At 56.1% G+C, this 24,069-nt stretch carries 21 protein-coding genes; 13 read left to right on the forward strand and 8 right to left on the reverse strand.

Annotated elements, in window-relative coordinates:
• Positions 1 to 23: 23 nt before the first annotated feature.
• The 5 genes from ONV78_RS14490 to ONV78_RS14510 are packed head-to-tail and all read right to left on the reverse strand — an operon-like array spanning position 24 to position 5,495.
• On the reverse strand, positions 24 to 293 hold the full coding sequence (locus tag ONV78_RS14490) for a K+/H+ antiporter subunit F (protein WP_279504063.1): 270 nt from the start codon (positions 291 to 293) through the stop codon (positions 24 to 26).
• The gene (locus tag ONV78_RS14495; RefSeq protein ID WP_279504065.1) at positions 287 to 790 is read right to left on the reverse strand and encodes a Na+/H+ antiporter subunit E; all 504 of its coding nucleotides are present in this window, start codon (positions 788 to 790) and stop codon (positions 287 to 289) included. The genes ONV78_RS14490 and ONV78_RS14495 overlap by 7 nt, the downstream gene beginning before the upstream one ends.
• Positions 790 to 2,295 (reverse strand): monovalent cation/H+ antiporter subunit D, encoded by a 1,506-nt coding sequence (locus ONV78_RS14500; protein WP_279504396.1) that lies wholly within the window; start codon positions 2,293 to 2,295, stop codon positions 790 to 792. The genes ONV78_RS14495 and ONV78_RS14500 overlap by 1 nt, the downstream gene beginning before the upstream one ends.
• Complete coding sequence (locus ONV78_RS14505) at positions 2,295 to 2,660, reverse strand: Na+/H+ antiporter subunit C (protein ID WP_216739957.1); 366 nt, start codon at positions 2,658 to 2,660, stop codon at positions 2,295 to 2,297. Before ONV78_RS14505 ends, ONV78_RS14500 begins: the two co-directional genes overlap by 1 nt.
• Complete coding sequence (locus tag ONV78_RS14510) at positions 2,661 to 5,495, reverse strand: monovalent cation/H+ antiporter subunit A (RefSeq protein WP_279504069.1); 2,835 nt, start codon at positions 5,493 to 5,495, stop codon at positions 2,661 to 2,663.
• A gap of 413 nt (positions 5,496 to 5,908) precedes the next feature.
• Here ONV78_RS14510 and ONV78_RS14515 point away from each other — a divergent pair, with 413 nt between their 5' ends.
• The 4 genes from ONV78_RS14515 to ONV78_RS14530 all read left to right on the forward strand — a co-directional run bounded on the left by ONV78_RS14515 (position 5,909) and on the right by ONV78_RS14530 (position 10,172).
• Complete coding sequence (locus ONV78_RS14515) at positions 5,909 to 6,376, forward strand: thioredoxin family protein (RefSeq protein ID WP_127968365.1); 468 nt, start codon at positions 5,909 to 5,911, stop codon at positions 6,374 to 6,376.
• A gap of 134 nt (positions 6,377 to 6,510) precedes the next feature.
• Positions 6,511 to 7,239, forward strand: coding sequence for a carbonic anhydrase family protein (locus ONV78_RS14520; RefSeq protein WP_216739959.1), 729 nt, complete (start codon positions 6,511 to 6,513; stop codon positions 7,237 to 7,239).
• 267 nt (positions 7,240 to 7,506) lie between these two features.
• Positions 7,507 to 9,174, forward strand: a complete 1,668-nt coding sequence (locus ONV78_RS14525; RefSeq protein ID WP_279504072.1) for a lytic polysaccharide monooxygenase — start codon at positions 7,507 to 7,509, stop codon at positions 9,172 to 9,174.
• Positions 9,175 to 9,407: 233 nt separating this feature from the next.
• Positions 9,408 to 10,172, forward strand: a complete 765-nt coding sequence (locus tag ONV78_RS14530) for an SDR family oxidoreductase (RefSeq protein ID WP_279504074.1) — start codon at positions 9,408 to 9,410, stop codon at positions 10,170 to 10,172.
• Positions 10,173 to 10,216: 44 nt separating this feature from the next.
• Here ONV78_RS14530 and ONV78_RS14535 read toward each other — a convergent pair whose 3' ends face one another.
• Complete coding sequence (locus tag ONV78_RS14535; RefSeq protein ID WP_279504076.1) at positions 10,217 to 14,008, reverse strand: response regulator; 3,792 nt, start codon at positions 14,006 to 14,008, stop codon at positions 10,217 to 10,219.
• A 339-nt stretch (positions 14,009 to 14,347) separates the two neighbouring features.
• Here ONV78_RS14535 and panB point away from each other — a divergent pair, with 339 nt between their 5' ends.
• The 4 genes from panB to ONV78_RS14555 all read left to right on the forward strand — a co-directional run bounded on the left by panB (position 14,348) and on the right by ONV78_RS14555 (position 17,462).
• The gene (gene panB, locus ONV78_RS14540) at positions 14,348 to 15,184 is read left to right on the forward strand and encodes a 3-methyl-2-oxobutanoate hydroxymethyltransferase (protein ID WP_279504078.1); all 837 of its coding nucleotides are present in this window, start codon (positions 14,348 to 14,350) and stop codon (positions 15,182 to 15,184) included.
• A 98-nt stretch (positions 15,185 to 15,282) separates the two neighbouring features.
• On the forward strand, positions 15,283 to 15,861 hold the full coding sequence (locus ONV78_RS14545; protein ID WP_279504080.1) for an exonuclease domain-containing protein: 579 nt from the start codon (positions 15,283 to 15,285) through the stop codon (positions 15,859 to 15,861).
• A 56-nt stretch (positions 15,862 to 15,917) separates the two neighbouring features.
• A complete protein-coding gene (locus ONV78_RS14550) occupies positions 15,918 to 16,427 on the forward strand; it encodes an endonuclease V (RefSeq protein WP_279504081.1) in 510 nt (169 codons plus the stop codon).
• Between the two features lie 144 nt (positions 16,428 to 16,571).
• Positions 16,572 to 17,462 (forward strand): transporter substrate-binding domain-containing protein, encoded by an 891-nt coding sequence (locus ONV78_RS14555; protein ID WP_279504082.1) that lies wholly within the window; start codon positions 16,572 to 16,574, stop codon positions 17,460 to 17,462.
• A 184-nt stretch (positions 17,463 to 17,646) separates the two neighbouring features.
• Here the strand turns inward: ONV78_RS14555 and ONV78_RS14560 are convergent, their stop codons facing one another.
• Entirely contained in the window at positions 17,647 to 18,735 is a 1,089-nt protein-coding gene (locus tag ONV78_RS14560; RefSeq protein WP_279504083.1) for a beta-galactosidase, read from the reverse strand.
• A 382-nt stretch (positions 18,736 to 19,117) separates the two neighbouring features.
• Between ONV78_RS14560 and ONV78_RS14565 the strand changes: the two genes are divergently transcribed.
• The 5 genes from ONV78_RS14565 (at position 19,118) to ONV78_RS14585 (ending at position 23,645) form a co-directional block, all read left to right on the forward strand.
• Positions 19,118 to 19,696: an HD domain-containing protein gene (locus tag ONV78_RS14565; protein WP_279504084.1), complete on the forward strand. Its 579-nt coding sequence runs from the start codon at positions 19,118 to 19,120 to the stop codon at positions 19,694 to 19,696.
• Positions 19,697 to 20,057: 361 nt separating this feature from the next.
• Positions 20,058 to 20,573, forward strand: coding sequence for an outer membrane beta-barrel protein (locus ONV78_RS14570; RefSeq protein ID WP_279504086.1), 516 nt, complete (start codon positions 20,058 to 20,060; stop codon positions 20,571 to 20,573).
• The gene (locus ONV78_RS14575) at positions 20,563 to 21,774 is read left to right on the forward strand and encodes an Ig-like domain-containing protein (protein WP_279504088.1); all 1,212 of its coding nucleotides are present in this window, start codon (positions 20,563 to 20,565) and stop codon (positions 21,772 to 21,774) included. Before ONV78_RS14570 ends, ONV78_RS14575 begins: the two co-directional genes overlap by 11 nt.
• A 111-nt stretch (positions 21,775 to 21,885) precedes the next feature.
• Entirely contained in the window at positions 21,886 to 22,608 is a 723-nt protein-coding gene (locus ONV78_RS14580; protein WP_279504089.1) for a hypothetical protein, read from the forward strand.
• Positions 22,609 to 22,769: 161 nt separating this feature from the next.
• The gene (locus ONV78_RS14585) at positions 22,770 to 23,645 is read left to right on the forward strand and encodes a hypothetical protein (RefSeq protein WP_279504091.1); all 876 of its coding nucleotides are present in this window, start codon (positions 22,770 to 22,772) and stop codon (positions 23,643 to 23,645) included.
• Here ONV78_RS14585 and fos read toward each other — a convergent pair.
• Positions 23,634 to 24,065, reverse strand: coding sequence for a fosfomycin resistance glutathione transferase (fos, locus tag ONV78_RS14590; RefSeq protein WP_279504093.1), 432 nt, complete (start codon positions 24,063 to 24,065; stop codon positions 23,634 to 23,636). The genes ONV78_RS14585 and fos overlap by 12 nt on opposite strands.
• Between the last annotated feature and the right edge of the window lie 4 nt (positions 24,066 to 24,069).

Here is a 24,069-nt window from a genome sequence, read left to right on the forward strand (position 1 = left end):
TACTCTCACATACTTTTCCGGCGTCATTCGATGATGTCGCCGCGCAGAAGAAACTTGCACAACGCCGCCGTACTGGCGAAGCCTAGCATGGCCACCAGCAGCGCGGCCTCGAAGAACAGGGCGGCGCCTTGCCAGAGTCCAAACAGAATGATCAGCGCCATGCTGTTCAGATACATGGTTTCCAGGGCCAGAATCCGATCGGCGGGTTCCGGGCCCAGCAGCAGACGCCACAGGTTGAGAAGCATGGCGATGGAAACCATGCCGATGGCGATTTGCAGAGCCAGATTCAGCATTCGAATATCTCCTTCAAGGCGGCTTCGTAACGGCCTTTGATATGTGCAATCAGCTCGGCCTCGTCGTCCAGGTGCAAGGTGTGGATATAGAGCCAAAGCTTATCTTCGGAGATCTCCACGCTGACGGTGCCAGGGGTCAACGAGATGGTGCCAGCGAGAATGGTGAGAGGAAGAGGCTCGTGCAGTGCCAGCGGCAAGGCCACGAAAGCAGGCTGCAAACGCTGATTCGGCCCCATGATCAACAGGGCGACGCGGAAGTTGTCGCGAATAATATCGCCCAGCACGCGCAGAACATAGCGGATCGCCAGGACAGGCCGTTTCATGGTGGGCTGTGGGTCGCCAAGTCGGGCGGTCAGTCTTGGAATCGCGATAGCCAATAAAGCGCCCAACACCAAGTGACCCGGCGCCGCACTGTTGTTGAGCATCAACCAGGCGACGAACAACAGCAGGCTGAGCCAGGGCGAGGGAAACCAGAACAGGCGTAAGCGGTTAACCATCAGGAGCCTCCTTGTTGCATCATGCCGCTCAAGGCGGCTGAGTCATGCAATTGCGTTGCGGCGGCGTCAGTAAATTCGGTAATCGGTCCGCCGAACACGACCAGCAGAGGCGAGGCCGCCAGCAGCAGATAGACCGCGATTATCCTTAGCGCCGGCGTCGGCTCCGCCACAGGCGCATCTTCGCTGTGACGCCAGAACAGGGACGAGCCGGCGCGGGACAGGGCGATAATCGCCGCCAGTCCACTAATTAGCACGATGGGCCAGATCAGGCCTGCTTCTACGGGACCTTCTGTGGCCTGCAACAGCAGCACTTTACCGACGAAACCGGACAACGGCGGTGCGCCAGTGGCGGCGATGGCGGCGATAATAAAGGCGACGCCCAAAGCAACCGGACGCTGCATGCGCCGTGAGGCGACGAAGCGGTCCTCCGCCTTGCCGCGCTGTCGTCCGATCATGTCCGCCAACAGGAACAGCGCGCCGGTAACCAGAGTGGTGTGAATGGTGTAGTACAGCGCCGCTGCAGTGGCGTCAGCGCGCTGCAGGGCGATGGCGGTCAGCAGAATGCCCATGGAGACCAGCGTCAGGTTGGCGGTTAACGTGCGCAAACTGGGGCTGGCGAGCGCGCCGATGGAGCCGATGATCAGCGTCAGCAACGCCAGAGGCTGCAGCCATGGGGTGGCGATTTCCGCCAATGCGCCGGCGCCGGCGCCGAAAATCGTCGTGTGGATGCGCAGGATGCTGTATGCGCCCACCTTGGTCATGATGGCGAACAAGGCGGCCACTGGCGCGGAGGCGGAGGAATACGAACGCGGCAACCAGAAATAGAACGGCAGCAGCGCCGCCTTCAAGCCGAACACCGCCAATAACAGCAGCCCGCCCGCTTTCGCCAGCGGTTGTTCATCCGGTCCCAATAGCGTGGCTTTGGCGGCCATGTCCGCGATATTGAGCGTGCCCAGGACGCCATACAGCGTTCCCAGTGCGAACAGAAACAGACAGGAACCCACCAGGTTAATAATCACGTAGTGCACCGCCGCCCGTGTTTTCTGCTTGCCGCCGCCATGGATCAGCAAGGCATAGGAAGCGATAAGCAGCACTTCGAAGAAAACGAACAGGTTGAAAATATCACCGGTCAGAAACGCGCCGTTGACGCCCATAAGCTGGAACATAAACAGCGGGTGAAAATACATGCCGTTTTTGTCGTCGCCGGCGCAGGCGTACAGCAATGCGCCCAGGCCCAGCAAAGAGGTGAGCAGCGTCAACAGAGCGGAAATGCGGTCCGCCACCAGTACAATGCCGAAGGGCGACGGCCAGTCTCCCAAGGCGTAGGTGAGAGCGCCTTCCAGATGCGTCCGCTGCAGCAGCATGACCGCCGTGACGATCAGCGCCAGATTCACTGCGACGGCGATGAAACGCTGTCTGGGCAGGGAATGACAGAGCGGGGGCAGCAATAACAGGACGCCCGCCAGCAAGGGAATGACGATGGGAAGGATTGGCAAATGCTGCATCATCCTTTTCTCCCCGTGCGTCTTTGCACCAGAGAAGGCTCTGAGGGAATGCGTCCGTCCACATGATCATTGCCCAGGTCCGCCCGCGAACGCATCGCCAGGATGACCAGGAAGGCGGTCATTGCGAAGCCGATGACGATGGCGGTCAGCACCAGGGCCTGTGGCAGAGGGTCGCCATATTTTTCAGTGGAGCCCAGGACCGCTGCGCCGTACAGGGCGAGGCGCCCGCTGGCGAACAGGAACAGGTTGACGGCGTAGGACAGCAGCGTCAGCCCAAGCACTACAGAAAAGGTGCGTCCGCGCAGGCATAAGAATACGCCGCAGGCCGTCAGCAGGCCGACACAGAATGCGTAAACGCCTTCCATTTAAAACTCCTCTTTGTGATGCGTCGCAGGCGCGCGCGGGGCGTCGCCGTTTTCAAAAGCCGGGCGCTCGCTGGTGGTGAGCTTGCCCAGATTCGCCAGAATCAGCATGGCGGCGCCCACCACAGTCAAATAGACGCCAAGGTCAAACAGCATGGCGCTGGCGAGTTCGAAGTCGCCGATCCAGGGCAGATGAAAATGATCGAACCAGCTGGTCAGGAAGGGACGGTCGAACGCCCAGGCGCCGGCGCCGGTAAGGGCCGCCAGCAGCACGCCGCCGGCGATCAGAGCCTGATAGTTGATGCGTACGCGGTGTTTGATCCAGTCCACGCCATGGGCGATGTATTGCTGGATAATCGCCACGGCGGTGATCAAACCGGCGATAAAGCCGCCGCCGGGCAGGTTATGGCCGCGCAGCAGGATGTAAACCGACACCAACAGCGCCAGGGGCAGCAGGTTTTGCGACACCAGGGCCAGGATCATCGGGTGACGGTCCTGGCTCCAGGGACGACCGCTGTCATCTCCCGCTGGCATGTACAGACGCATGCCGGCGATCAGCTTATATATTCCCAGGGCGGCGATGCCCAGCACGGTGATTTCTCCCAGGGTATCGAAGCCACGGAAGTCCACCAGAATGACGTTGACCACATTATCGCCGCCGCCTCCGGTTTTGCTGTGAGTCAGGTAGTAATCGGAAATGCTCAACAGCGGACGCGTCATCAATGCATAGCTGATGCTTCCGACCACGCCGCCTATCAGCGCCGCAAGACTGAGGTCGCGGGTCAGCCGGTTGGGGCTCGACTCTTTGAGGGTGGTCTGTGGCAGGAAGAACAGCGCCAGCATCAGCAGTATGACGGTGATGATCTCAACGGACAGCTGCGTCAACGCCAGGTCCGGCGCGGAGAAATAGGCGAAGGCGATGGAAACGATCAGCCCCGTCACGGACAGCGACAACAAGGCGATAAAGCGTCGCCGCGCCCAGATTACTGTCGCCACTGCGCTCAGGCTCAGCAGGATGGCTCCTGTCAGCACTACGCCGTTGAGTTCCAGTTGCGGGCGGGAGCCGGCGCTGTGGTGTAAATCCAGCAAAGGACCGGCCATAAACATCAACGCGAACAGCAGCAGCAAAAACACGTAGCGCTGCAGTGAGCCGTTCTCCAGCGCGTCGATGATGCGCTCGCACTGTTTGGCGACGTATTGCACCGCGCCTTCGAAGATTTGTTTGGCGTCGTGCTGGGGAAACTGGGCATGGAACTGGAACAGCATGCGCCGGTTGTAATAGATGTAGAGGCCGCCAGCCATGGCCGCCAGACTCATCAGCATGGGAATGTTGAAGCCATGCCAGATGGCGAGGCTGTATTCCGGCAGACGCCCATTGAGCACCGCGGCCGAAGCGGCGTTCAGCAGGCTGTTGACGACATAGTTGGGGAACACGCCAACCAGCAGACAAAGCGCCACCAGAATTTCCACCGGAACCTTCATGTACCGAGGCGGCTCGTGAGGCGTCCGCGGCAAATCAATGGGGTCGCCATTGAAGAAAACGTCGTGAATAAAACGCAGCGAATAGGCCACGGAAAACGCGCCGCCGACAGTGGCGAGAACGGGAATGACCCAGGACAACCCGCCCAGGGTGCTTTGATCCAGGGTCTCCGCAAAGAACATTTCCTTGGACAGGAAACCGTTCAGCAGCGGTACGCCCGCCATGGAGGACGCCGCCACCATGGCCAGCGCCGCCGTATGCGGCATGTATTTCCACAAGCCATTGAGCTTGCGCATATCGCGAGAGCCGGACTCATGGTCGATAATGCCCGCCGCCATAAACAGCGAGGCCTTAAAGGTGGCGTGGTTGATAATATGGAACACCGCCGCCACCGCCGCCAAACGGGTATTCATACCCAACAGCAGGGTGATCAGTCCCAGGTGGCTGATGGTGGAGTAGGCCAACAACCCTTTCAGATCGTGCTGGAACAACGCAGTGAAAGCGCCGTAGAGAAGAGTAATCAACCCGGTCATGCTGACGGCGAGGAACCACATGTCAGTACCGGACATGGCCGGATAGAACCGCGCCAGCAGGAAAATGCCGGCTTTTACCATGGTGGCGGAGTGCAGATACGCGCTGACCGGCGTCGGCGCCGCCATGGCGTGAGGCAGCCAGAAATGAAATGGAAACTGGGCGGATTTGGTAAACGCGCCCAGCAACAGCAAAATCAGGGCGACCGGATAAGCGGGGTCCGCCTTGATCAACGCGCCATTCGCCAAAACGGTGTCCAGACTGTAGTCGCCGACCATATTTCCAATCAGCAGCAGTCCCGCCAGTAACGCGAGTCCGCCAGCGCCCGTGATGGCCAGCGCCATGCGCGCGCCTTTACGGGCGTCGCTTTTGTGGGACCAGAAACTGATCAGCAGGAATGAACTGATGCTGGTGAGTTCCCAGAACAGCCAGAGCTGCAACAGGTTATTGGACAGCACGATGCCGAGCATCGCTGTCATAAACAGAAGCAGGTAGGAGTAAAACCGCCCCATGTTTTCCTGTTCGGAAAGGTAGTAGCGCGCATACAGAATCACCAGCAATCCGATGATCAGTATCAGCAGGCAGAATAGCAGGCCGAGTCCATCCAGACGGAATGCCAGTTGCAGCCCGATGGCGGGTATCCAGTCCACCGCGAAGCGCAGGGTTTCGCCATCCAGCACGGCTTGCGCCTGGATCAGCATGTAGACCAGCGCCCAGGCTGGAAACAACGCGACGGAGAGCGCCAGGGCGCTACGGCCCGAGCGTCCGGAGAATAAGGGAACCAACGCCCCCAACAGGGGAGCCAGTGGAATTAAATACAAACTCATCCGCAGACGTACTCCTTTGTTTTTCCTGCCTGTCCGTGTGGCGCGGGGCATCCGGACAGGGGCCTTACACTATAAAGGTCTGACTGCAAAAGGGAATGCTCAAGGCAGGATTATAGTCTCTCCGGCGCGCCGGGACGGGGCTGAGGCGAAAAAAACGTCAATCCTGGCGAAAGCTGAGGGCCTGATGATCAATTATTCTACTGTTGTCCGTTGATAGATCGCTTTGTAGTCTTTAGCCGTTCGAGAAGGATAAAACCGGTCTTTAGCGACTTGTCGTTGGACAGGGAATTGATGCGCAGGGTTATTAACATGTCGGGCGTCTCCACGTTACTATTTTCCGCCTGCGCAGAGTCGTCTCATTGCGCTACTTTAAATAGTCGTTAATCGCCATCACTCATTTCAAGGAGAGAAATATGCATACGTTGATCAGGAATTGCGTCTGTCTGCTGTTGGGCCTGCTGGCCTTCACGGCCGCAGCGGGCCCTTTACCCTACGATGAAAGCGCCGACGCCAGGCGCGATATTCAAGCCGCCCGCTCCGCTGCGAGCGAGGATCATAAGCTGATATTACTGACCTTCGGCGCCAACTGGTGTCCGGATTGTCGCGTTTTCGATGAAGCCATGCAGGATGCAGAGATCGCCGCGCTGGTCAGCAAACACTTCAAGGTCGTCAAAGTCGATATCGGCGACTGGGACAAGAATCTGGATATTGTCGAGACCTACGGCAATCCCATTGAGAAAGGCATTCCCTCCATTGTCGTCACCGATAACGATGACAAAGTGCTGTTCGCCACCCGGGGCGGACAGTTGGCCACAGCGCGCAGTATGGGCAAAGACAAGTTTATTGAGTTTTTTGAATTTCTGGCTACGTTGAAGCAATGAGCGTCGCCCTGTTTCGCCTTGCGGGTTGTGTGCGGGCGTAGAAACAGGTAAATATGCTCTAAAAATAAAGAGCCAGAAAACAACGAGTTAAGCGGTGTCTGGTTGCACATTTTCGTCAATAAGGAGAAAAGCAAATGATCAGACGTCTGATATGGGTATTGGCTGGAGTGACCGCATGCGGGCAGGCATTGGCCAGTGGCGAGTCGCATTGGGGATATGATGAACCCGAGCGCTGGGGAGACCTGAAACCGGAATACACCATGTGCTCCGCCGGGAAAAATCAGTCGCCGGTGGATATCAGCGGCCTCATCAAAGGCGAACTGCCTGCGGTGGGTATGAGCTACAGCAGCGGCGGCCATGAGGTCGTCAACAACGGTCATACCATCCAGGTGAATTACAAGCCAGGCAGCAAAGCCAGTGTGGAAGGACGGGAGTTCGAACTTAAGCAGTTCCACTTCCATGCCCCCAGTGAGAATACGGTCGACGGCAAGAGCTTCCCGCTGGAGGCGCACTTTGTGCACGCCAATGAAAAAGGCGAGTTAGCGGTGTTGTCCGTGTTGTATGAAGAGGGCGACCATAACGAACATTTGGCGAAAGTCTGGGAGCATATGCCGAAGGAAGCGGGCGGCGCCAAAGCGCTGCCGACTGAGGTTCACGCCGGCGACATGGTGTCAGCGAACTCGGGCTACTATCGCTTTAACGGCTCGTTGACCACGCCGCCTTGTTCCGAAGGCGTACGCTGGCTGGTGATGAAGGATTACCGCAAGGCTTCCAAAGAGCAAATCAATCAGTTCACGGAAACCATGGGCGGCCCAACTAACCGTCCCGTTCAGGGCACAAACGCCCGCGTCATTCTGCATTGATCGTTATCTTCGCGCAGGCTCTGCCATAGAGCCTGCTTTTCCTGCCGTTTTTTACCTGGCAGACCCAGGCCAAAGCAAACGCCAGTTCGCGGTCCCCCATCTTTCTTGACAACTCACCCCATTTTTCTAGGGCGTATGGGGGATTTACCCGCTCATCGTGAATTTGGATTATGAAAACGTATTCATAAATCTGAATGCTATGCTTCTTATAGCGCGTAAGACACGCGCCCATTACCGCCAAATAATGAGTTTACGGAAGGAACAACAATGAACAGAAACTGTAGATCCCTCTCCGCCGGCGCATTGCTGGCATGCCTGGCTGGCGGCGTTAACGCCCACGGCCTGATTGAAGACCCGCCCTCCCGCAACTGGTATTGCGGCGCCGTGACCAAGCCCGATGAAATCGACAATGGCACAGCGGAATACGAAGAATGCCGCGGTGCTTTCGCCCAGGACCCGGTGGGCGGTTACCAGTTCATGAGCGTATTGACTCACGCCCAGGGACGCGCTGTGGTGGACCCGTTGCCTGAGCATGTCTGTGGCTTCGGCAGTGAAACCTGGCAGGGTGGCGCCACTCCCTGGGACAGCGCTATCGACTGGCCTACCTCCCACATGAGTCCAGGTCCGAGAACCTTTACCTGGAATATTTCCTGGGGTCCTCACTTCGATGACACGGAAGAGTTTCGCTACTGGATCACCAAGCCAGGGTTCCAGTTTCAATCCGGGCGTGCGCTGACGTGGGATGACTTTGATGAAGAAGCGTTCTGCGTTCTCAACTATGACGACAAAAACCCAGACGCCAATCCCAATGTGGAGCCGGACAAAGGCAACGCGCGTTTCCGCACGACCTGCGAAATTCCTGAGCGTAGCGGTCGGCACGTGATCTATGGGGAGTGGGGGCGTAATCAATACACCTTTGAGCGATTCCATGGATGCGTGGACGTGGTGTTCGACGGGACTGATCCGGGCGATGGTGAAAACGTTTTCGCAAAAATCGGTCTGACGCCGGATGTCAGCGAGTTTACTGGCGCAGGGGAGCTGCGTCTGGACGCTGGCGAATCTCAAGGCGAGGGCTTGTCTTATCAATGGAGCGTATCGTCGCAGAACCCAGGTCTTTATGAACTGGAAGGGGCCAGCCAGAAAGTGGCTACTTTGCGTATGGCCAATCCGGAAACCGCCGGTCGCGTCACTATCTCTCTGCATGTGAGCAATGCGGACGAAAGTGATGACGCCAGCGTCGCCATCACGCACCTGCCAGCGGGCTCTTCGCCATGGCTGGACTTAGGCGCGCTCACTGCGCAGCCAATGAATCTGGCCGCTGGCGACAAGGTCAGTGTACGCGTGGTGCTGCAGGACGGGCGTGATCTTTACTATCCGGCGCAGCCTTTGGCGCTGGGCGACGCTGATTCTGCAGCGGCGGAATGGCCTTATGCGCTGGCGCAGGCGGTCAACGCGGCGGGAGCGGAAATCAAAGTCGGCGTGGTGAACGCGGATGGCGAGGTGAGCCCGGTGCGCGACCCCGTGGCGAACAAGGTCTACGCCAAGACCGACGCGGCGGTGGCGAACGCCTATCTGCAAGTGAAGAAAGGCGGCGATGAGCCCGCCGCGGACTGCGCGGTCTACTACGATGTGGTGAATGAGTGGGATGGCGGATTCCATACCGTGGTGACTGTCACCAATAACAGCGACGATCCCGTGCGTGGTTACGAGTTGGCCTGGACACTGGGGGCGGGCGAAAGCTTCGACTATGGCTGGAACGCCAACTTCAGCGCTGATGGCGCCGGGGTGACCGCCGCGGTTCCTGCGACGCAATGGAACGGGACTTTGGCCGCTAATGGAGGAACCTCCACCTTCGGCTTCATCGGCAAAAAAGGCGCTGCTTCCGCCAGCGTTCCTGCGATCATTAAGCTTAACGGGAGTGAGTGCGGGCAATAGTGTGTTAACAATCGCCTGTTAAACGGCAATACCTCTTAACCACTACCTCTTAACTTATTGCCTCCAAACCAATACCTCCAAATACCTCCAAACCAATGCCTCTGATAATTCAGAGGCATTGGCTCTTTCGAAGAAAAGTCAGACCTTTTGCTTGACCGCGAGGACGCCTTTTTACGTTACTCTTTAGTCTGTCGTGATGATAAGAGAAACGTTTACTAAGGAGTCGTCGCAGTATGTCCGGTACATCAACCAGCAAAAAAGTCGTCATTATTACTGGCGCAGGAAGAGGAATTGGCGCGGCGGCGGCGATGCTGGCGGGCGCTCGTGGTTACGCGGTGTGCGTGAACTATCTGAACAACCATGATGCGGCGCAGCAAGTGGTGGCGGCGATTCGCAATAACGGCGGCGAAGCGATCGCCGTGCAGGCTGACGTTTCTCAGGAGGAGGGCGTGCAGGCCTTGTTTGCGACGGTGGATCGCGAACTCGGGAAGGTGACCGCCCTGGTTAATAATGTCGGCGTGCTGGAGCGGCAGATGCGTCTGGATCATATGGACGCCGAACGGCTGACGCGCATCTTTCGCAACAATGTCGTCAGCTACTTTCTGTGCTCGCGGGAAGCGATCAAACGCATGTCCACGATCTATGGCGGCTGCGGCGGCGTGATTGTGAATGTCTCCTCCACGGCGGCGAAACTGGGCTCTCCAGGGGAATACATCGACTACGCCGCTTCCAAGGGCGCGGTAGACTCTATGACCGTGGGCCTGGCGAAAGAGCTGGCGCAGGAAGGCGTGAGAGTCAATGGCGTGCGGCCCGGATCGGTATACACGGAAATCCACGCCAGCGGCGGCGAGCCAGGTCGCGTGGATCGGGTGAAAGCGAATATCCCCATGCGCCGTGGCGGCCAGCCGGAAGAGCTGGCCAATGCGATTTTATGGTTGTTGTCGGAGGAAGCGTCCTATGTCACGGGAGCAATATTGGACGTAGCCGGCGGGCTATAGAACCAACGGTTTATCGGCTGTGGTTTATATAGCGCCTCTTTGGCTTAACTGACCGGCCGGGTGTTGAGGTAGTGGTCGAAATGCCGGGCCAGTTGCTCACTGGCGGAGACAAAGCCCGGCAGCAGGCGGTTAACTTCTTCGATGTCATCCAGGCTGGCGGCGTTCTCTAATGCGCTGGCGGCGTGCTGCAGTTGCTGCGCGTGCAGTTGCCCCGCCGCGCCTTTGATCGAGTGGGCGATGAACTCCACTTTGCCGGTATCGCTTTCGCTGATGGCTTCCTGCAGCGCCGCCAGGCGCTCCGGCAGTCGACTGCAAAATCCGCCGAGTAGGCGACTCAACAGTGCATGTTTCCCCATCAGACTTTCCAACGCCGCTTTTTCATCCCAAAGCTGCAATGGCTCCTGACCTACGGTATCCGCCTCAGCCCCTTCTTCTGATGCGGCGCCTAATATCTGGAGGCCAGGTCTGGCGCTGGAGCGGCGGAACAGCCAGAGCTTGAGCTTTTCCTCCAAACCGCTGGCGCTGATCGGCTTACTGAGATAATCATCCATGCCCGACGCGAGGCATTTTTCGCGATCGCCTTTCATGGCGTTGGCGGTCATGGCGACAATGGGGATATGACGGTTATGCTCGCCGGCTTTCCCTGCGCGAATTTGACGGGTGGCTTCATAGCCGTCCATTTCCGGCATCTGGCAATCCATCAGCACTAAATTATAAGGCGCTTCCTCCAGCGCGCTTTGCAGAGCCGCCAACGCCTCCAGGCCGTTGCCTGCGACATCCGCCGGCAATCCCATTTCCTCCAGCATCAGTTGCGCCACCTCCTGGTTAACCTGATTGTCTTCCACCAGCAAGAGGCGACTGTGCGCTGGCCATTGCATCGGCGGATGCGTTTCCGCCGTGTCCGATTCTGCGGCGTCACTGGCGGGGAGGGAGCGCGCGTAATGGCGTGTGACCAGCGGCTTGGCCTGACGCAACGCATCGCCGCCTTCCGCCACCACGGAGAGTGCGGCGCTCAACTCCGCAACGGTAACCGGCTTGGGCAGATAGGCGCTGAAACCCAGTTCTGCGAAATAACGCGCATCGCCCCGGTGGCCGATGCTGGTCATCATTACTAACGCCATATTGCGGTAAGCCGCGTTGGCCTTGAGTTCACGTCCCAGCATAGCGCCATCCATTTGCGGCATATGCATGTCCAGAATGGCGATGTCGAAGGGACGTCCGTAAACGGCGGGAGAGCCATTGATTTTCGCCTCGCACATGGCGAGCGCTTCTTCGCCGCTGGCGGTTTCAAGCACATGCGCGCCCCACATTCTGAGCTGCCCGCAGAGCACTTCGCGATTGGCGGCGTTATCGTCCACCACCAGCAAAGAAAGCGCACGCATATCCACTTTGGGAAGAATCGGTTGCGTCAGTTCGCTGCGTTGCAGACGGATGCAAAATTCGAAGCAACTGCCTTTGCCTTGTTCGCTATGGACGGTAATGCCGCCGTCCATCAGCTCGCTAAGGCGTTTGCAAATAGCCAGTCCCAACCCGGTGCCGCCGAACTGACGGGTAGTGGAAGCGTCCACCTGGGTGAAGGGTTCGAACAGCCCACCGATTTTCTCTGCGGGAATGCCGATGCCGGTGTCGGTAACGGACACGGTTAACAGCAGGTGATCCTCTTCCGGTTGCAACTGGCAGCGGATGACGATTTCGCCTTCGGCGGTGAATTTGATGGCGTTGCTGACCAGATTGGTGAGGATCTGCCGCAGCCGTCCGGGGTCGCCCCGCACCATGGATTGCTCGACGGCGCTTTGATCCAGCACTAGCTCCAGCTCTTTCTCCTGAGCCCGCAAAGCCATGGTGCCGGCGAACTCGTCCAGATGATGGCGCAGGTCGAAGTCGAGAAGCTCCAGCTCCAGTTTGCCCGCATCCACTTTAGAGAAATCGAGGATGTCGTTGATCAGGCTCAGTAAGGACTCCGCGCTGGATTTGGCGATATTGACCTTGCGCTGCTGTTCCGAATCAAGTTTGGAATGCAGCACTAGATTAAGCATGCCCAAAACGCCGTTCATCGGTGTGCGAATCTCATGACTCATGGTAGCCAGAAAGTCGCTCTTGGCGCGGGCGGCGGCTTCGGCGGCTTCTTTCGCCTCAGTCAGCTCCATTTGCGCATTGCGTTGGGCGGTTATGTCCACCGCCGTAGCGTAGATTTTGCCGGAAGCCGGATCACAGGCGGCGTTCCATAGCAGGGTCACGATTTCTCCGCTGTAACAGCGATAACGATTGACGAAAGAGATGGCGGGCTTGCCCCGGGCCAGTTTTTTCAGCTCCAGCAATGTGCTTTCCACATCGTCAGGGTGTATGAAGTGAACGATGGGTTCCGACAGCAGTTCTCGCTCCGAATAACCCAACACTTTGCTGAAGGTGAAGTTGATTCTTTCGAAGTAGCCTTCGGTGTTGGCGATGCACAGGAAGTTGGTGGAGAGATCGAAGAAGTTCTGCAACTCCTTCTGGGATTGTTCGATTTGCTGGCGTGCGACGCGACTTGCCGCCTCCGCCTGTTTGCGCTCGGAGATGTCCTCGATGATCGACCAGATATATTCCCGACCCTGGGTATCGGAAATCAGCACGCCGTTCAACAGCACCGGATAGCGATCGCCGCTCTTGCGTATGTACTCTTTCTCGTAGGGCCCGTAGCGTCCACGAATGCTGAGTTGCTCCAATTGTTGCGACTCCAGTTCTTCGTAGTCCTTGGGGGTGATGTCCCAGTAACTCAGCATGAGAAACTCTTTGCGGGTGTACCCCGTCGGGCCCAGTAATGCGTTGTTGACCTCCAGGAAGTCGCCGGTTTTGTAGTCATTGAGGGCGATGCCCAAAGGGGACAAGTCAAACAGGCTGCGCAGCAACATTTCATTTTCATGGCGTTTGCGTATTTGCCGGAACACCAGTAGCGTCGGCGTCAATATCAGCAGCCCGATTGTGAGGACGCTGATGCGCAGTGCGATGGCGCCTTCCGCCAATTGCGGCCAGCCGCCCTGGGGCGTGGCGCCGATACGCCAGGCCCCGTTGGGCAGCGTGACTTCAGCGATAACCGGGTTGGCGTGAAAAATTTCCGGATCGCCATAGAATACGTCGCTGTCCGTGTCGTTGTTATAGGCGGAGCGGATAGCGATATCCAGCCCCTGGGCTGCGCTGGTCAGGCCGCTGGCTCTATATAGCTCCTCGACGTCAATAACCGCGGACACCAGCCCCCAGAAGCGCTCTTTTTTACCGCTTTCGGAGTAAGTGAAAACAGGAATGCGCCCGATAAATCCGTAGCCTCCCTGCACCAGTTTGACAGGGCCCGTCACCAGCGGTTGGCCGGAATGTCGCGCCTGTTCGGCGGCCTCTCGCTGGTCGGGCGTCGCGCTCAAATCCAGTCCAATGGCGCCTTCATTGCCTTGCAGCGGATAAATCAGCCGGATAACCATATCCGGCGCTGCGCCGATGTTGCGTAATTGCGCGCGGCCATCGAACAGGGGGTGTGCGAACTCGGTGAAGCGATCCTGGTTCATGTCCGGCTCAACGCTGATGGCCGCCACCAGACCACGAACTGTTTGGATATTGCTGCTGATGGCGCCTTCCAGGCGTGCGCGCACCACGCTCAACTGGCTGAGTACGTCGTTGCGGACTTCCTGCTCATGACGAATGTTGTTGAGACGGTCGATATAAAAGCCGGCGGCGATGACGCCAACCGTGATGATCAGCGCAGCGCAGCGATACAGCCACTTGGACCTGCCGAGGCCGCTGCTATCAGGCTGTTGCATGGGGCGGTCAAGAGTAGCGCCTTCCTTTATCCCAGGCTGGCTGTTCATAAATCGCTTCGTCCAAGAGTTCCGCTACATTGAGTTCGGCGCCAGCGGCTAGGCCGTCCAGCGTTTTTCATGTCTGAAGTCTGTCTTTGTTTGCGCGGGGAACCGCTTTCTTCGCCGCAGACCTGATGGCGTTTCTGTATCGTCAACAAGCCTTAGATTCTAGCTTAGCATGTATCGCCGGGCTCGCTTCCGCAATGACTGCGATGCTTGCGTCGACATAGTCGATGTTATTGGGGAAAACATAATAATTCGTTATAGTTTTGCCCAAATAAAAATAACCATCCCATGCAAATAACTGAAAACACTGAATAAGCAAAGGCGACGGACCTGGGAGGGTTTATGAGCACGCACGTTGACAGAAAGCGCATCACTATTCCGCAGATACGGTCGATGAAAGGCAGGGGAAGCATCGTTTCCCTGACCGCCTACACGACGCCCATGGCGCAAATGATGGATGAGTTCGTGGACTTGATTATCGTCGGCGACTCCACAGGCATGGTGGCCTACGGCTTTAACTCCACCATGTCCGTCACTTTGGACATGATGATCAACCATGGCGCGGCGGTGACCCGGGGAGTCAGCAAAGCCTGTGTGATTGTAGATATGCCATTCGGGACTTTTCAGGAGTCGCCGCAACAGGCATATCGCAATGCTGCCCGGGTTCTGGTGGAGACCCAGGCGCAGGGCGTGAAAATGGAAGGCGGCGAGGAGTTACTGGAAACCGTCGATTTTCTGGTGCGTCGGGGTATCCCGGTGATGCCCCATATTGGCCTGACGCCGCAGCACGCGAATGTGCAGGGCGGGTTCAAGGCGCAGATCCGCACTGAGGAAGAAATCAACGCGTTCATCAAACTGGGGCGGGCCTTTGAAGACACGGGCGCATTCGCCTTATTGGTGGAGGGCGCGTTTGAAGAGGCGGCGCGCAAAGTCACCGCGGCGGTGAGCATTCCTACCGTCGGCATCGGCGCTTCGCCGGAGTGCGATGGCCAAGTGTTGGTGACCGAGGATATACTTGGTCTGTTTTCGGGCTATACGCCCAAATTCGCCAAACGCTACGTGGATTTGAGCCAGCCTATTAAAGAGGCCTTCTCCAGGTACGCTCATGAAGTGCGCTCCGGCGAGTTCCCGGCAATGGAACATTGCTTTGGCGTACGCAAAAACAGCGAAGGAGGCTGACTCCTCGCGAAATCCGAAGATAACGCCGTCGCCGTACGCGCAGTTGAGACTGCGACGGCTTTATCTCTGACATTAGAAGTTATTGAAGAAGTATTAAAATGGATTTACCTGTAAAACCTGATTACTACCTGATCATTGATCTTGAGGCCACCTGTTGCGACCAGGGCTCCGTTCCCCGTAGGGAAATGGAAACCATTGAAATTGGCGCAGTGATGGTGGACGCCGCGTCCCTGGCGGTGGTGGATGAGTTCCAGACCTTTATTCGGCCAGTGCGACACCCGCAGTTAACGGACTTCTGTCGTGGGCTGACTACAATCAAGCAAAAGCAAGTCGATGACGCGCCGACTTACCCGGAGGCGATTGAGTCTCTGCAAGACTGGATGCGCCATTACCCCAATTATCTGTTTTGCTCTTGGGGGGATTACGATAAAGGTCAGTTCGAGCAGGATTGCCAATATCATCGGGTCGCCTATCCTTTCGCCAGCGGGCATCTCAATATCAAGAAGCAGTTCTCAGAGACGCAAGGGCTCAAGAAAAAGTATGGCATGGCGGGCGCCTTGCGCGTTGTCGGTTTGTCCCTGGAAGGCTGTCATCACAGAGGTATCGACGACGCCCGCAATATGGCGAAACTGATGCCTTATATAGTCGTACCAAAAATAGTCGTTCAGAAAAAGTAGTGGGTCAGGAAAACGAGTGAATCAGGAAAAATAGTGGGTCGGGAAAAGGTGAAACATTGATTCTAGCTGTAGACGTACAATACGAAGACGATGGCGGCGCAACCGTGGCGGGCGTGCTGTTCAAAGACTGGAGCGATCCGGAGCCGACGCGAGCGGTGCTGACGCATGTCAGCGAAGTGCAGGATTATGAGCCTGGCCAGTTCTACAAGCGTGAGCTGCCCTGCATTTTGCAGTTGCTGGACGTGATTCCCGAATCCGTCGATATCATTGTTGTGGACGGCTATGTCACGCTGGGCGCGGATGATCGCCCCGGACTTGGCATGCATCTGCATAACGCGTTGCAACAACGTATTCCGGTCATTGGCGTGGCGAAAAAAGCCTTTCTGGACACGCCGCAGGACCGTGAAATCTTACGCGGCGACAGCCTTAAACCTCTGTATGTTTCCGCCGTGGGCGTCCCACTGACTCAGGCTCGGGACTGGATTTTTGCAATGAGCGGCAGGCACCGCATCCCCACACTTCTCAAGCGGGTCGACCAACTGTGTCGAGGCTCCTGGCGTCCATAACGAGAGTATTTCCTCCTCTGTTCTATACTGAAAAATAATGCCTGTGACTTGCTGAGAAGATTTTCAATGCGGGTCAGTGGGTTTTGTAATGAATTCAGGACGGATGACAGAGCTTTGCGAGCGAGCCGCAGAGCGGGGAGCCATGTGCGTTATCTGTTATGTCTGTGTCTTAGCTGTTGTTTGGGCGTATCCGCTGTCCTCAGCGCGGAACCCGTGGTGGTGCGCCATGTGGGGCCGGAAGACGTTGGCGATATCCGCAAAAATTACTTCATTGGCGTGCTGCATCTGACGCTGGAAGAGTCCGCATCGAAGGTGGGCCCCTACGAGATGAAGCAGATCCAGGCCCCTATGTCGCAAGGGCGGGCGTTTAAAAGCCTGCAGGAAGGGCTGGTCGATGTGGTCTGGTCCATGACCTCTGAAGAGAGAGAAACCAACTTTCGCGCCATCCGTATTCCCTTGATGCAAGGTTTGATCGGCTATCGGGTGCTGGTCATCCGTAAAGAAGACCGTTACAAATTTAATGCGATCACTGAGCCTGAGCAGCTCCAGGCGTTGCTGGCCTATCAGGGCCACGACTGGCCTGATGCGCAGATCCTGCAGGCTAATGGCTATCGCCTGAACACCAGCTCCTGGTACAAGGGATTGTTCAAACTGCTGGCGCAGGGCGGCTTTGACTACTTCCCGCGCAGCGTGTTGGAAGCCTGGGATGAGCTGGCCGCCTATGATCAGGATAGTTTGATGGTGGAAGAGAGTATTCTTCTGCATTACCCAACGGCGGTTTACTTCTTTGTGCGGCGGGAGGATGTCGATTTGGCGGAACGGATACGTCTGGGACTGCGCAACGCTATCGATAATGGCAAGTTCGAACGTCTGCTGTATGGATTTGAGCCCCATCGCCGCGCGTTGCAGGCGGTGGACTTCAAACATCGTCGTATATTTCAGCTGCATAATCCGCTACTGACCGAACAGACGCCGTTGGATGACGAATCGCTCTGGTTTGACGTGGAAGCATACGTGAAGAACCATTCCCAATGAACTGATCGTCGCGGTGAGCGGCGGATACGGTTCACTCCTGGTTGACGCAGGGACGCCAGCCCTGAAGAGGACCGGCGTCGTGTTGACGGGACAAAATGATCCCGTTCCCTGCGTGTTTACAGGTCGCCATGGTCACTGATTCCTTGTGGAGAGAGTTTCGGCAAGCCTCGCCGAAGGGGGGGGGCTATTCTGACGCCAGTTGGATGCTGGTGTGCACGAGCGTCAGATCGTCGCTCAGAGCGTCGCTCTTCAGGTCAGCCGCCCAGACTTCGATATAGTTGAAGCCGGAATCCAGCGCGAACTGAATGGAGCCGAGCAACTCTTCTTCGGTGAGCTGGATGTTGGCGCGGTCGGAAGACGCGGTGCCAACGATCTGCACTGCTGCGAAGCTGGTCGCCTGAGCGGACACTAGCAAATTGTACATGTCCGGATAGGCGGTCATCGCGTTCTCTTCGCTGAACCAGGCGGCGAACAAACCAAATCTCTGACCGATGCTGGCGTGGCCGTAGGCGGCGACTTCCTGAGCCACTACCGGGCTACGGAATACCGGATGAATTTCCACGTCCAGTTTAGTGTTGGGGAACGCGTCGTCGTAAGCGTCCATAATCTGCTTCCAGGATTCCACCAGCGCCTCGTTGGAGAACCCCATGGATCTGAAACGGTTCTCTGTATCACGGTCGAAGAAATACTGCATTTCAAAACCGTTGGTAGTGGAGTTGGTCATGTGCACCAGCGCGATGTTGGGATTGCCGTCATAGCGTTGACCCAGGGCGTCGATGAACTGCGAATAACGATCCAGGAAAACGCTGTCCCATGGCAACGGCATGCTTTTGGGATACACGCTACGGAACAGGTAGTCCAGGGTTTGCGCGCCTTCCGACTTCAGCCAGGAGGGCGCCTCCGCTCCGTTTGTGATCGCCAACGCGATTTTTACGCCTTCCTGTTGCGCTTTCGCCAGCTGGCTGTCCAGGCGGCTCCAGTCGTAGACCCCGGGGGTTGGCTCCAGCAGAGCCCAGCTGATGCGCACCAGTACGCCGTCCATGTATTCGATTTCTCCGGCGTTGTGGAATACCGAGGAGTTGCGTTCAGTGGTTGGGCTGCAGCTACAGTAAATACCTGACAGGTTCGGACTCTGCATGGCGTTGGCTGTGCTGGAGACGGCGCCGGAAGCGACGATGGCTCCGCTGATGAGCAAAGAATTGAAAGCCGCTTTCCAGTTGTTGCGGATAGAAGAAAATGTGTGTGAACGGGTGGCGAAGATCTCCTTGTACATGATGCTATACCTGCTTATGTTCTGCCCATGAATGGGACGATGGATATCGGGTTAATAACTCTCGAAAGTACCGCTCAGCTCATTCGTTGGGCGCAGAATAGGCATCATGAAGGAGGGGTTAAAGGCAGTTTCCGTAAAACTGTGACGCGCCTGCCGGGGCGTTACCATAAGCCAACGCAAGTTAATGGTTTTGACCGGGTATGTATCTGTATGTATGTGAAATTAAAGAATATATTTCTGGCGTGAAACCGCAGAAATGGGACTTGCCGCACACCGGAAATGTGACCGTTCCGCTTGTTGAGGTGTCTGCTATGACGTTAAAGGGATATACTCCGCCGCGTTAACGGCCGCCTAAGATGACAGTGACGAGGAAATGGCATTCATGAAAGTAGAGCTGCAGAAGATTTTCAGTTTCATCATCGAACTGGAAAAGCTGAAAAGCGTCAATCGCATGACCAAAGTGATTGGAACCGATCGCCGGGAAAATTCGGCTGAGCACAGTTGGCAAATTGCGGTGCTGGCGATGTCCCTGGAGAGTTACGCGAAAGAGAAGGTGGATATCAACCGGGTCGTGCGCATGCTGTTATTGCATGACGTGGTGGAAATTGACGCTGGCGACAAGTTTGTCTTCTCCGCCGCCCATGCGGACACGGAAAATGAAATGAAGGCGGCGGAACGGATATTCGGAATGCTGCCGTCGGAAGTGGGGAACGAATTCAAAGCCTTGTGGCTGGAATATGAAGAGAGGCGGACCCCAGAGTCTCGCTACGCCTACGCCATGGATCGATTGATGCCGGTATTGATCAACCTGAATAACGGCTGTCAAAGCTGGGTGGAGAATGGCGTGCGTCTGGAACAAGTGCTGTCGAAAACGGGAATCCTGGCCGACTTCAATGAAGCACTGTGGGAGATGATCAGCGGTCGCCTGCATGAAGCCCATCAAAAAGGTTTTTTAGGCTAAAAATTATTTTAAAACAGTGTGGTGGAGAGCCGAAAAGTACAGGCTAAATAACATGTGACCTGCTCGGCGTTATCAATTGGCTTAAGCGTTTTACGCTGGACGTTAAGCGGCATTCAAGGTAATTTACGCCCACCTATAGTGCTTACTGATAAACCCAGCACTATATTACCGCCTGCCGGCGACGCATTGCGCGCCTCAGGCGGTTAACCCCTTCCCTGATTTTCCTCTACCGCTTCAGTAAATTATTACAACTTGTTTAAGCCGGTTTTTGTAATTAGCAATAGCTGATTGATTTCCATAATATACCTTTACTTTTCTGCAGTCTTGGCACTGCCCAAAACCAATCACGGAAAGAAGTCCAATGCGTCAAATAACTTGTATCTTTACTTGCTTAGCCTGTTTCTCTGCGCCAGTTCTGGCGGAAACTTGGTATGTGGGAGCGGATGGGGGCGTAGGAATGGTGAAAGCCTCCTCCGAAAAATTTTACATCCCTGCAGCCAATGTTCGTTTGGGCGGACGTCTTGAAAACGGCGTTGGTCTGGAAGCTTTATTCTCTACAGGCGTTACTGATTCCGAGGAAGCGAACGTCAATATGGAGCTGAACAGCATGGCGGGCGGTTATTTGACTTACACCGGCGTACTGAGCGACACCACGTTGCTGACATTGGGAGTCGGTTACGTCGCCACTGAGCTGGAAACCGAAGTGGGAGGCAAAACTTCCGATCTCTCATTCGATGGAACCAGTCTGGCGATCAGGTTGGAAGAGCCGCTCAGAGCCTATCCCAGCGTGAAACTGTCCGCTGGCTACTATCATGTGTTTGAAGATGATGGCGTGAAGATCAGAAACTTTGGTCTGGGATTGCAATATGATTTCTAACCTCAGAAAAACCCGTGTTGTAGCCGGTTTTGCCGCGCTGGCGTTGTGCTCTGCGTTGCTGTCCGCCTGCGGCGGAGGCTCTGGCGATACGGATGCGTTGAATGACGCGGTCGATGCAGGAAAACTGGACGCTAAGAGTCTGACCCTGACTTCTACCTCTGACAAAGTGCTGTTTGAGCCTAATGAGAGCTGGCAGCTGAAGGTGGTGGCGGAGCTGAATAACGGCTCGACCCAGGACATCACCAGTAAAGTGAAATGGAGCACTGACGATGGCGCTCTGGCGACAGTCGACAATGCCGGCAAAATGACGACTGGAACCCCGGTTGGCAATCAGGATGTGGTGATTACCGCATCACTGGTGAACCTCAACGCGCAACTGACGGTTACGGTGTCTGACGCCACCTTATCCACTATTGAGGCGAGCGCGAGCGATTCCGAAGTAGATGAGTGCCGCAGCCTGACCCTGAGCGCAACGGGAACCTACACCGACGGCTCTCAGCGTCCAATTGTTTCAGGGTTATCCTGGATTAGCAGTGATAGCGCCGTGGCGACGATTAGCAGCGACAGTAGCACGCTGTTGACCCATAACAGCGGCAACGTAAATGTGTCTGTCAGCCGGGGTGCAGTAAAATCTACGGACTTGCCTATCACGGTCAACGATACGCTGGCCTCTTTGAAGATTAATGAAGGCAGCGAGGTTTCGGTCAGCAAGTCCGGCAGCACGACACTGACAGTCAGTGGCGACTACAGCGACGGAACCAACAACGTCGGCATCACCTCCAATGCTATCTGGACCAGCGGCAACACGGGCGTGGCCACGGTTGATGGCGGTAAGGTCGCAGGCGTGTCCACGGGTACAACAACCGTCACGGCGGCATGCGGCGGTCTTTCTGCGGACACTAAAGTAAATGTTTTGGAGATTTCCCACTATGAGTTGTCCGACGTCAAAGGCGAGACGGCTCTGGAAGAAGGTGAGGTGCGGCAGTTAAGCTTCTATGAGGTATACACTGACAATTCCAAGACCAATATCTCCTCTAAAGCGGACTGGGAAATTACTACCGGCGACGAAATCGCGGATATCAATGGCGATGGCAAACTCACCATGAAGAATGATTTCAGCGGATACAGCGGTACATCTATTACCGTTAGAGCTGAATATGACGACAAATCAAAATCCTTACCCATCAATATTGAGAAATAGTTGGGGATTATTCTCTAACTCTATGTAAAAGGGGCGATTTATCGCCCCTTTCTCTTTTCGGGTAGGGCAAGGATGTGGATAATGGGCACCGGCGTTGTTAAGGAGGCTGCCTTGAATTATCTGATTAATGTCCTTGTACTTGCTGTCCTGGCGGGTCTTTCCTATTTTGGTTATCAGCAGTATCGCAAAGCGGTGCGCAATAGACGCGTCCGATTTATCGATAACTACCGTTTCCCTCCCACCATTGATCGGCGTATCGCGAGGAAATATCCGCATTTGACCCCTGCGCAGGTCGAAAGAGTTCTCACTGGTCTGCGTGAATACTTTCATATCTGCCGCATGGCGAATGGACGAATGGTGTCCATGCCGTCGCAGGTAGTGGATGTCGCCTGGCACGAATTTATTTTGTTCACCCGTCGTTATGAAAAATTCTGCGACGAAGCTTTTGGGCGCTTTTTACATCACACGCCAGCGGAAGGTATGGGCAAAGCTACAAATGTGCAGTATGGGGTGAAACTGGCCTGGCGCTTGAGCTGTTTAAGGGAGAACATTGATCCTCTGCGGCCCAAGGCGTTGCCCATTCTGTTCGCCCTGGATGCGGAATTGAAAATTCCCGATGGCTTTTACTATTCGCTGGATTGTACAGGTCGCAATGACCATTGCGCGTCTAATATAGGGTGCTCTAGTTCCAGCTCCAGTTGTTCCAGCGACTGCGGTGGCGATTGGGGGAGCGGCTCCGGCCGGCGCTACAATGATAATGACAGCGACAGCAGCTCAGACAGCGGCAGCAGTTGTGGAAGCAGCTGCGGCGGAGGTTGTGGTGGCGGCGACTGATACAACGCTTCATCCCTGCTAATATTTCCCTAATAATCCAGCGGACAATTAGCGTTTTCCTATATGTCCGCAAACGGCAGGAGCTGCTACTTATGTCAGCCCCTGTCTTCAGAGGTTTGTCGTCGCGAAGCGTACCGCCTCATTGAATACGGGATCAGGGTATGAAGCTGTTGTGTGGCCTGTGGCTGACGTTGATGGCGGTTTCCGCCTGCGCGGATCAGCGTCCTCTCCGTTATTATCAAAAAGACAGTCGTTACGAATATCGCATTCAGTTGCTGCAACTGGCGTTGTTAAAGGCGGGGGTTGGTAATGAATTCATGCTGCGTCCCCTGCAGGACAATGTCACTGCGGCAAGAGGCTTGGCTTTACTGGAGCGTGGCCAGCTGGATGTTGCGTTCCTGCCCACCACCGTTGATCTGGAGCGGCGCTTTCGGGCGGTGAAAATTCCCATTCTACGGGGAATACTGGGCTATCGCGTATTTTTGACGCATAAACACAGTCTTCCCGCATTGAGCCTGGTGAAGAACCTGGATGATCTGCGCGAGCATTTTGTCGCTGGCTTTGGCGCGCAATGGAGCGACATTGACATCTTGCGCGGCAACCATCTCAAGGTGGAGGACTCCCCGCAATACGGGCTTTTATTCGATATGCTGATGGAGATGCGCTTCGATTACTTTCCCAGGGGGCTGAACGAAGCCTGGAAAGAGCTGGAGGAGCGTCAGGCGCAATACCCCGATCTGGCGGTGGAGCCCACGCTGGCGTTGTATTACCCCTATCCGGTGTACTTCTTTGTGGGCAAGGGGGATGAAACCCTGGCGCGATTGATTGAAAAAGGGCTAAACGCGGCGCTTCAGGACGGTTCCTTCAAGCAGCTGTTCCTTGCGCATCACCAACCGTTTTTAGATCGCGCGCAGTTACCGCGTCGACGTGTATTCCTATTGCAGAATCCCACTCTTCCTGCTGGGACGGAGGCGCCGGATACGCACTGGTGGCTGCCGGAGTCGCCCCTGAATGAAAGCGCGCCGTCAGTCGAATAGTTGCAGTCTTTCGTAAGGTTTCTCATGCAGCGACCGCAGCCTGGATTGCAGAGAGCCGACATGGATTTCGAGCTTATGGCCGTCGGGATCGAGAATATACAGCGAATCGCCTTCGCTGCGGTTTTGCTTCCATTGCTTCACACCTGCCTGGTTGAGCGTTTCTCTCATTAGAGGGAAGTCTTTCTCGGCGATATCGAAGGCGATGTGTGAGTAATCGCCGCTGGGTTGGCTGGCGTCCAGAGAAAGACATAACCAGAGTTCGCCCGCCGACAGATAAGCGCCTTGTTTCCACTTGGCGTGAGGCGTCATTCCCAACAGAGAAACGTAGAACTCGAACGCGACGTCCAGGTCGCTGACCGCAATGGTGATATGGTTGAGACCATTCAATAATCCGCGCGGAGCGCCTTCGTTTTTCAACATGGCT

The sequence above is a fragment of the Hahella sp. CR1 genome (assembly GCF_029813005.1).
In the GTDB taxonomy this organism is placed as follows: Bacteria; Pseudomonadota; Gammaproteobacteria; order Pseudomonadales; family Oleiphilaceae; genus Hahella.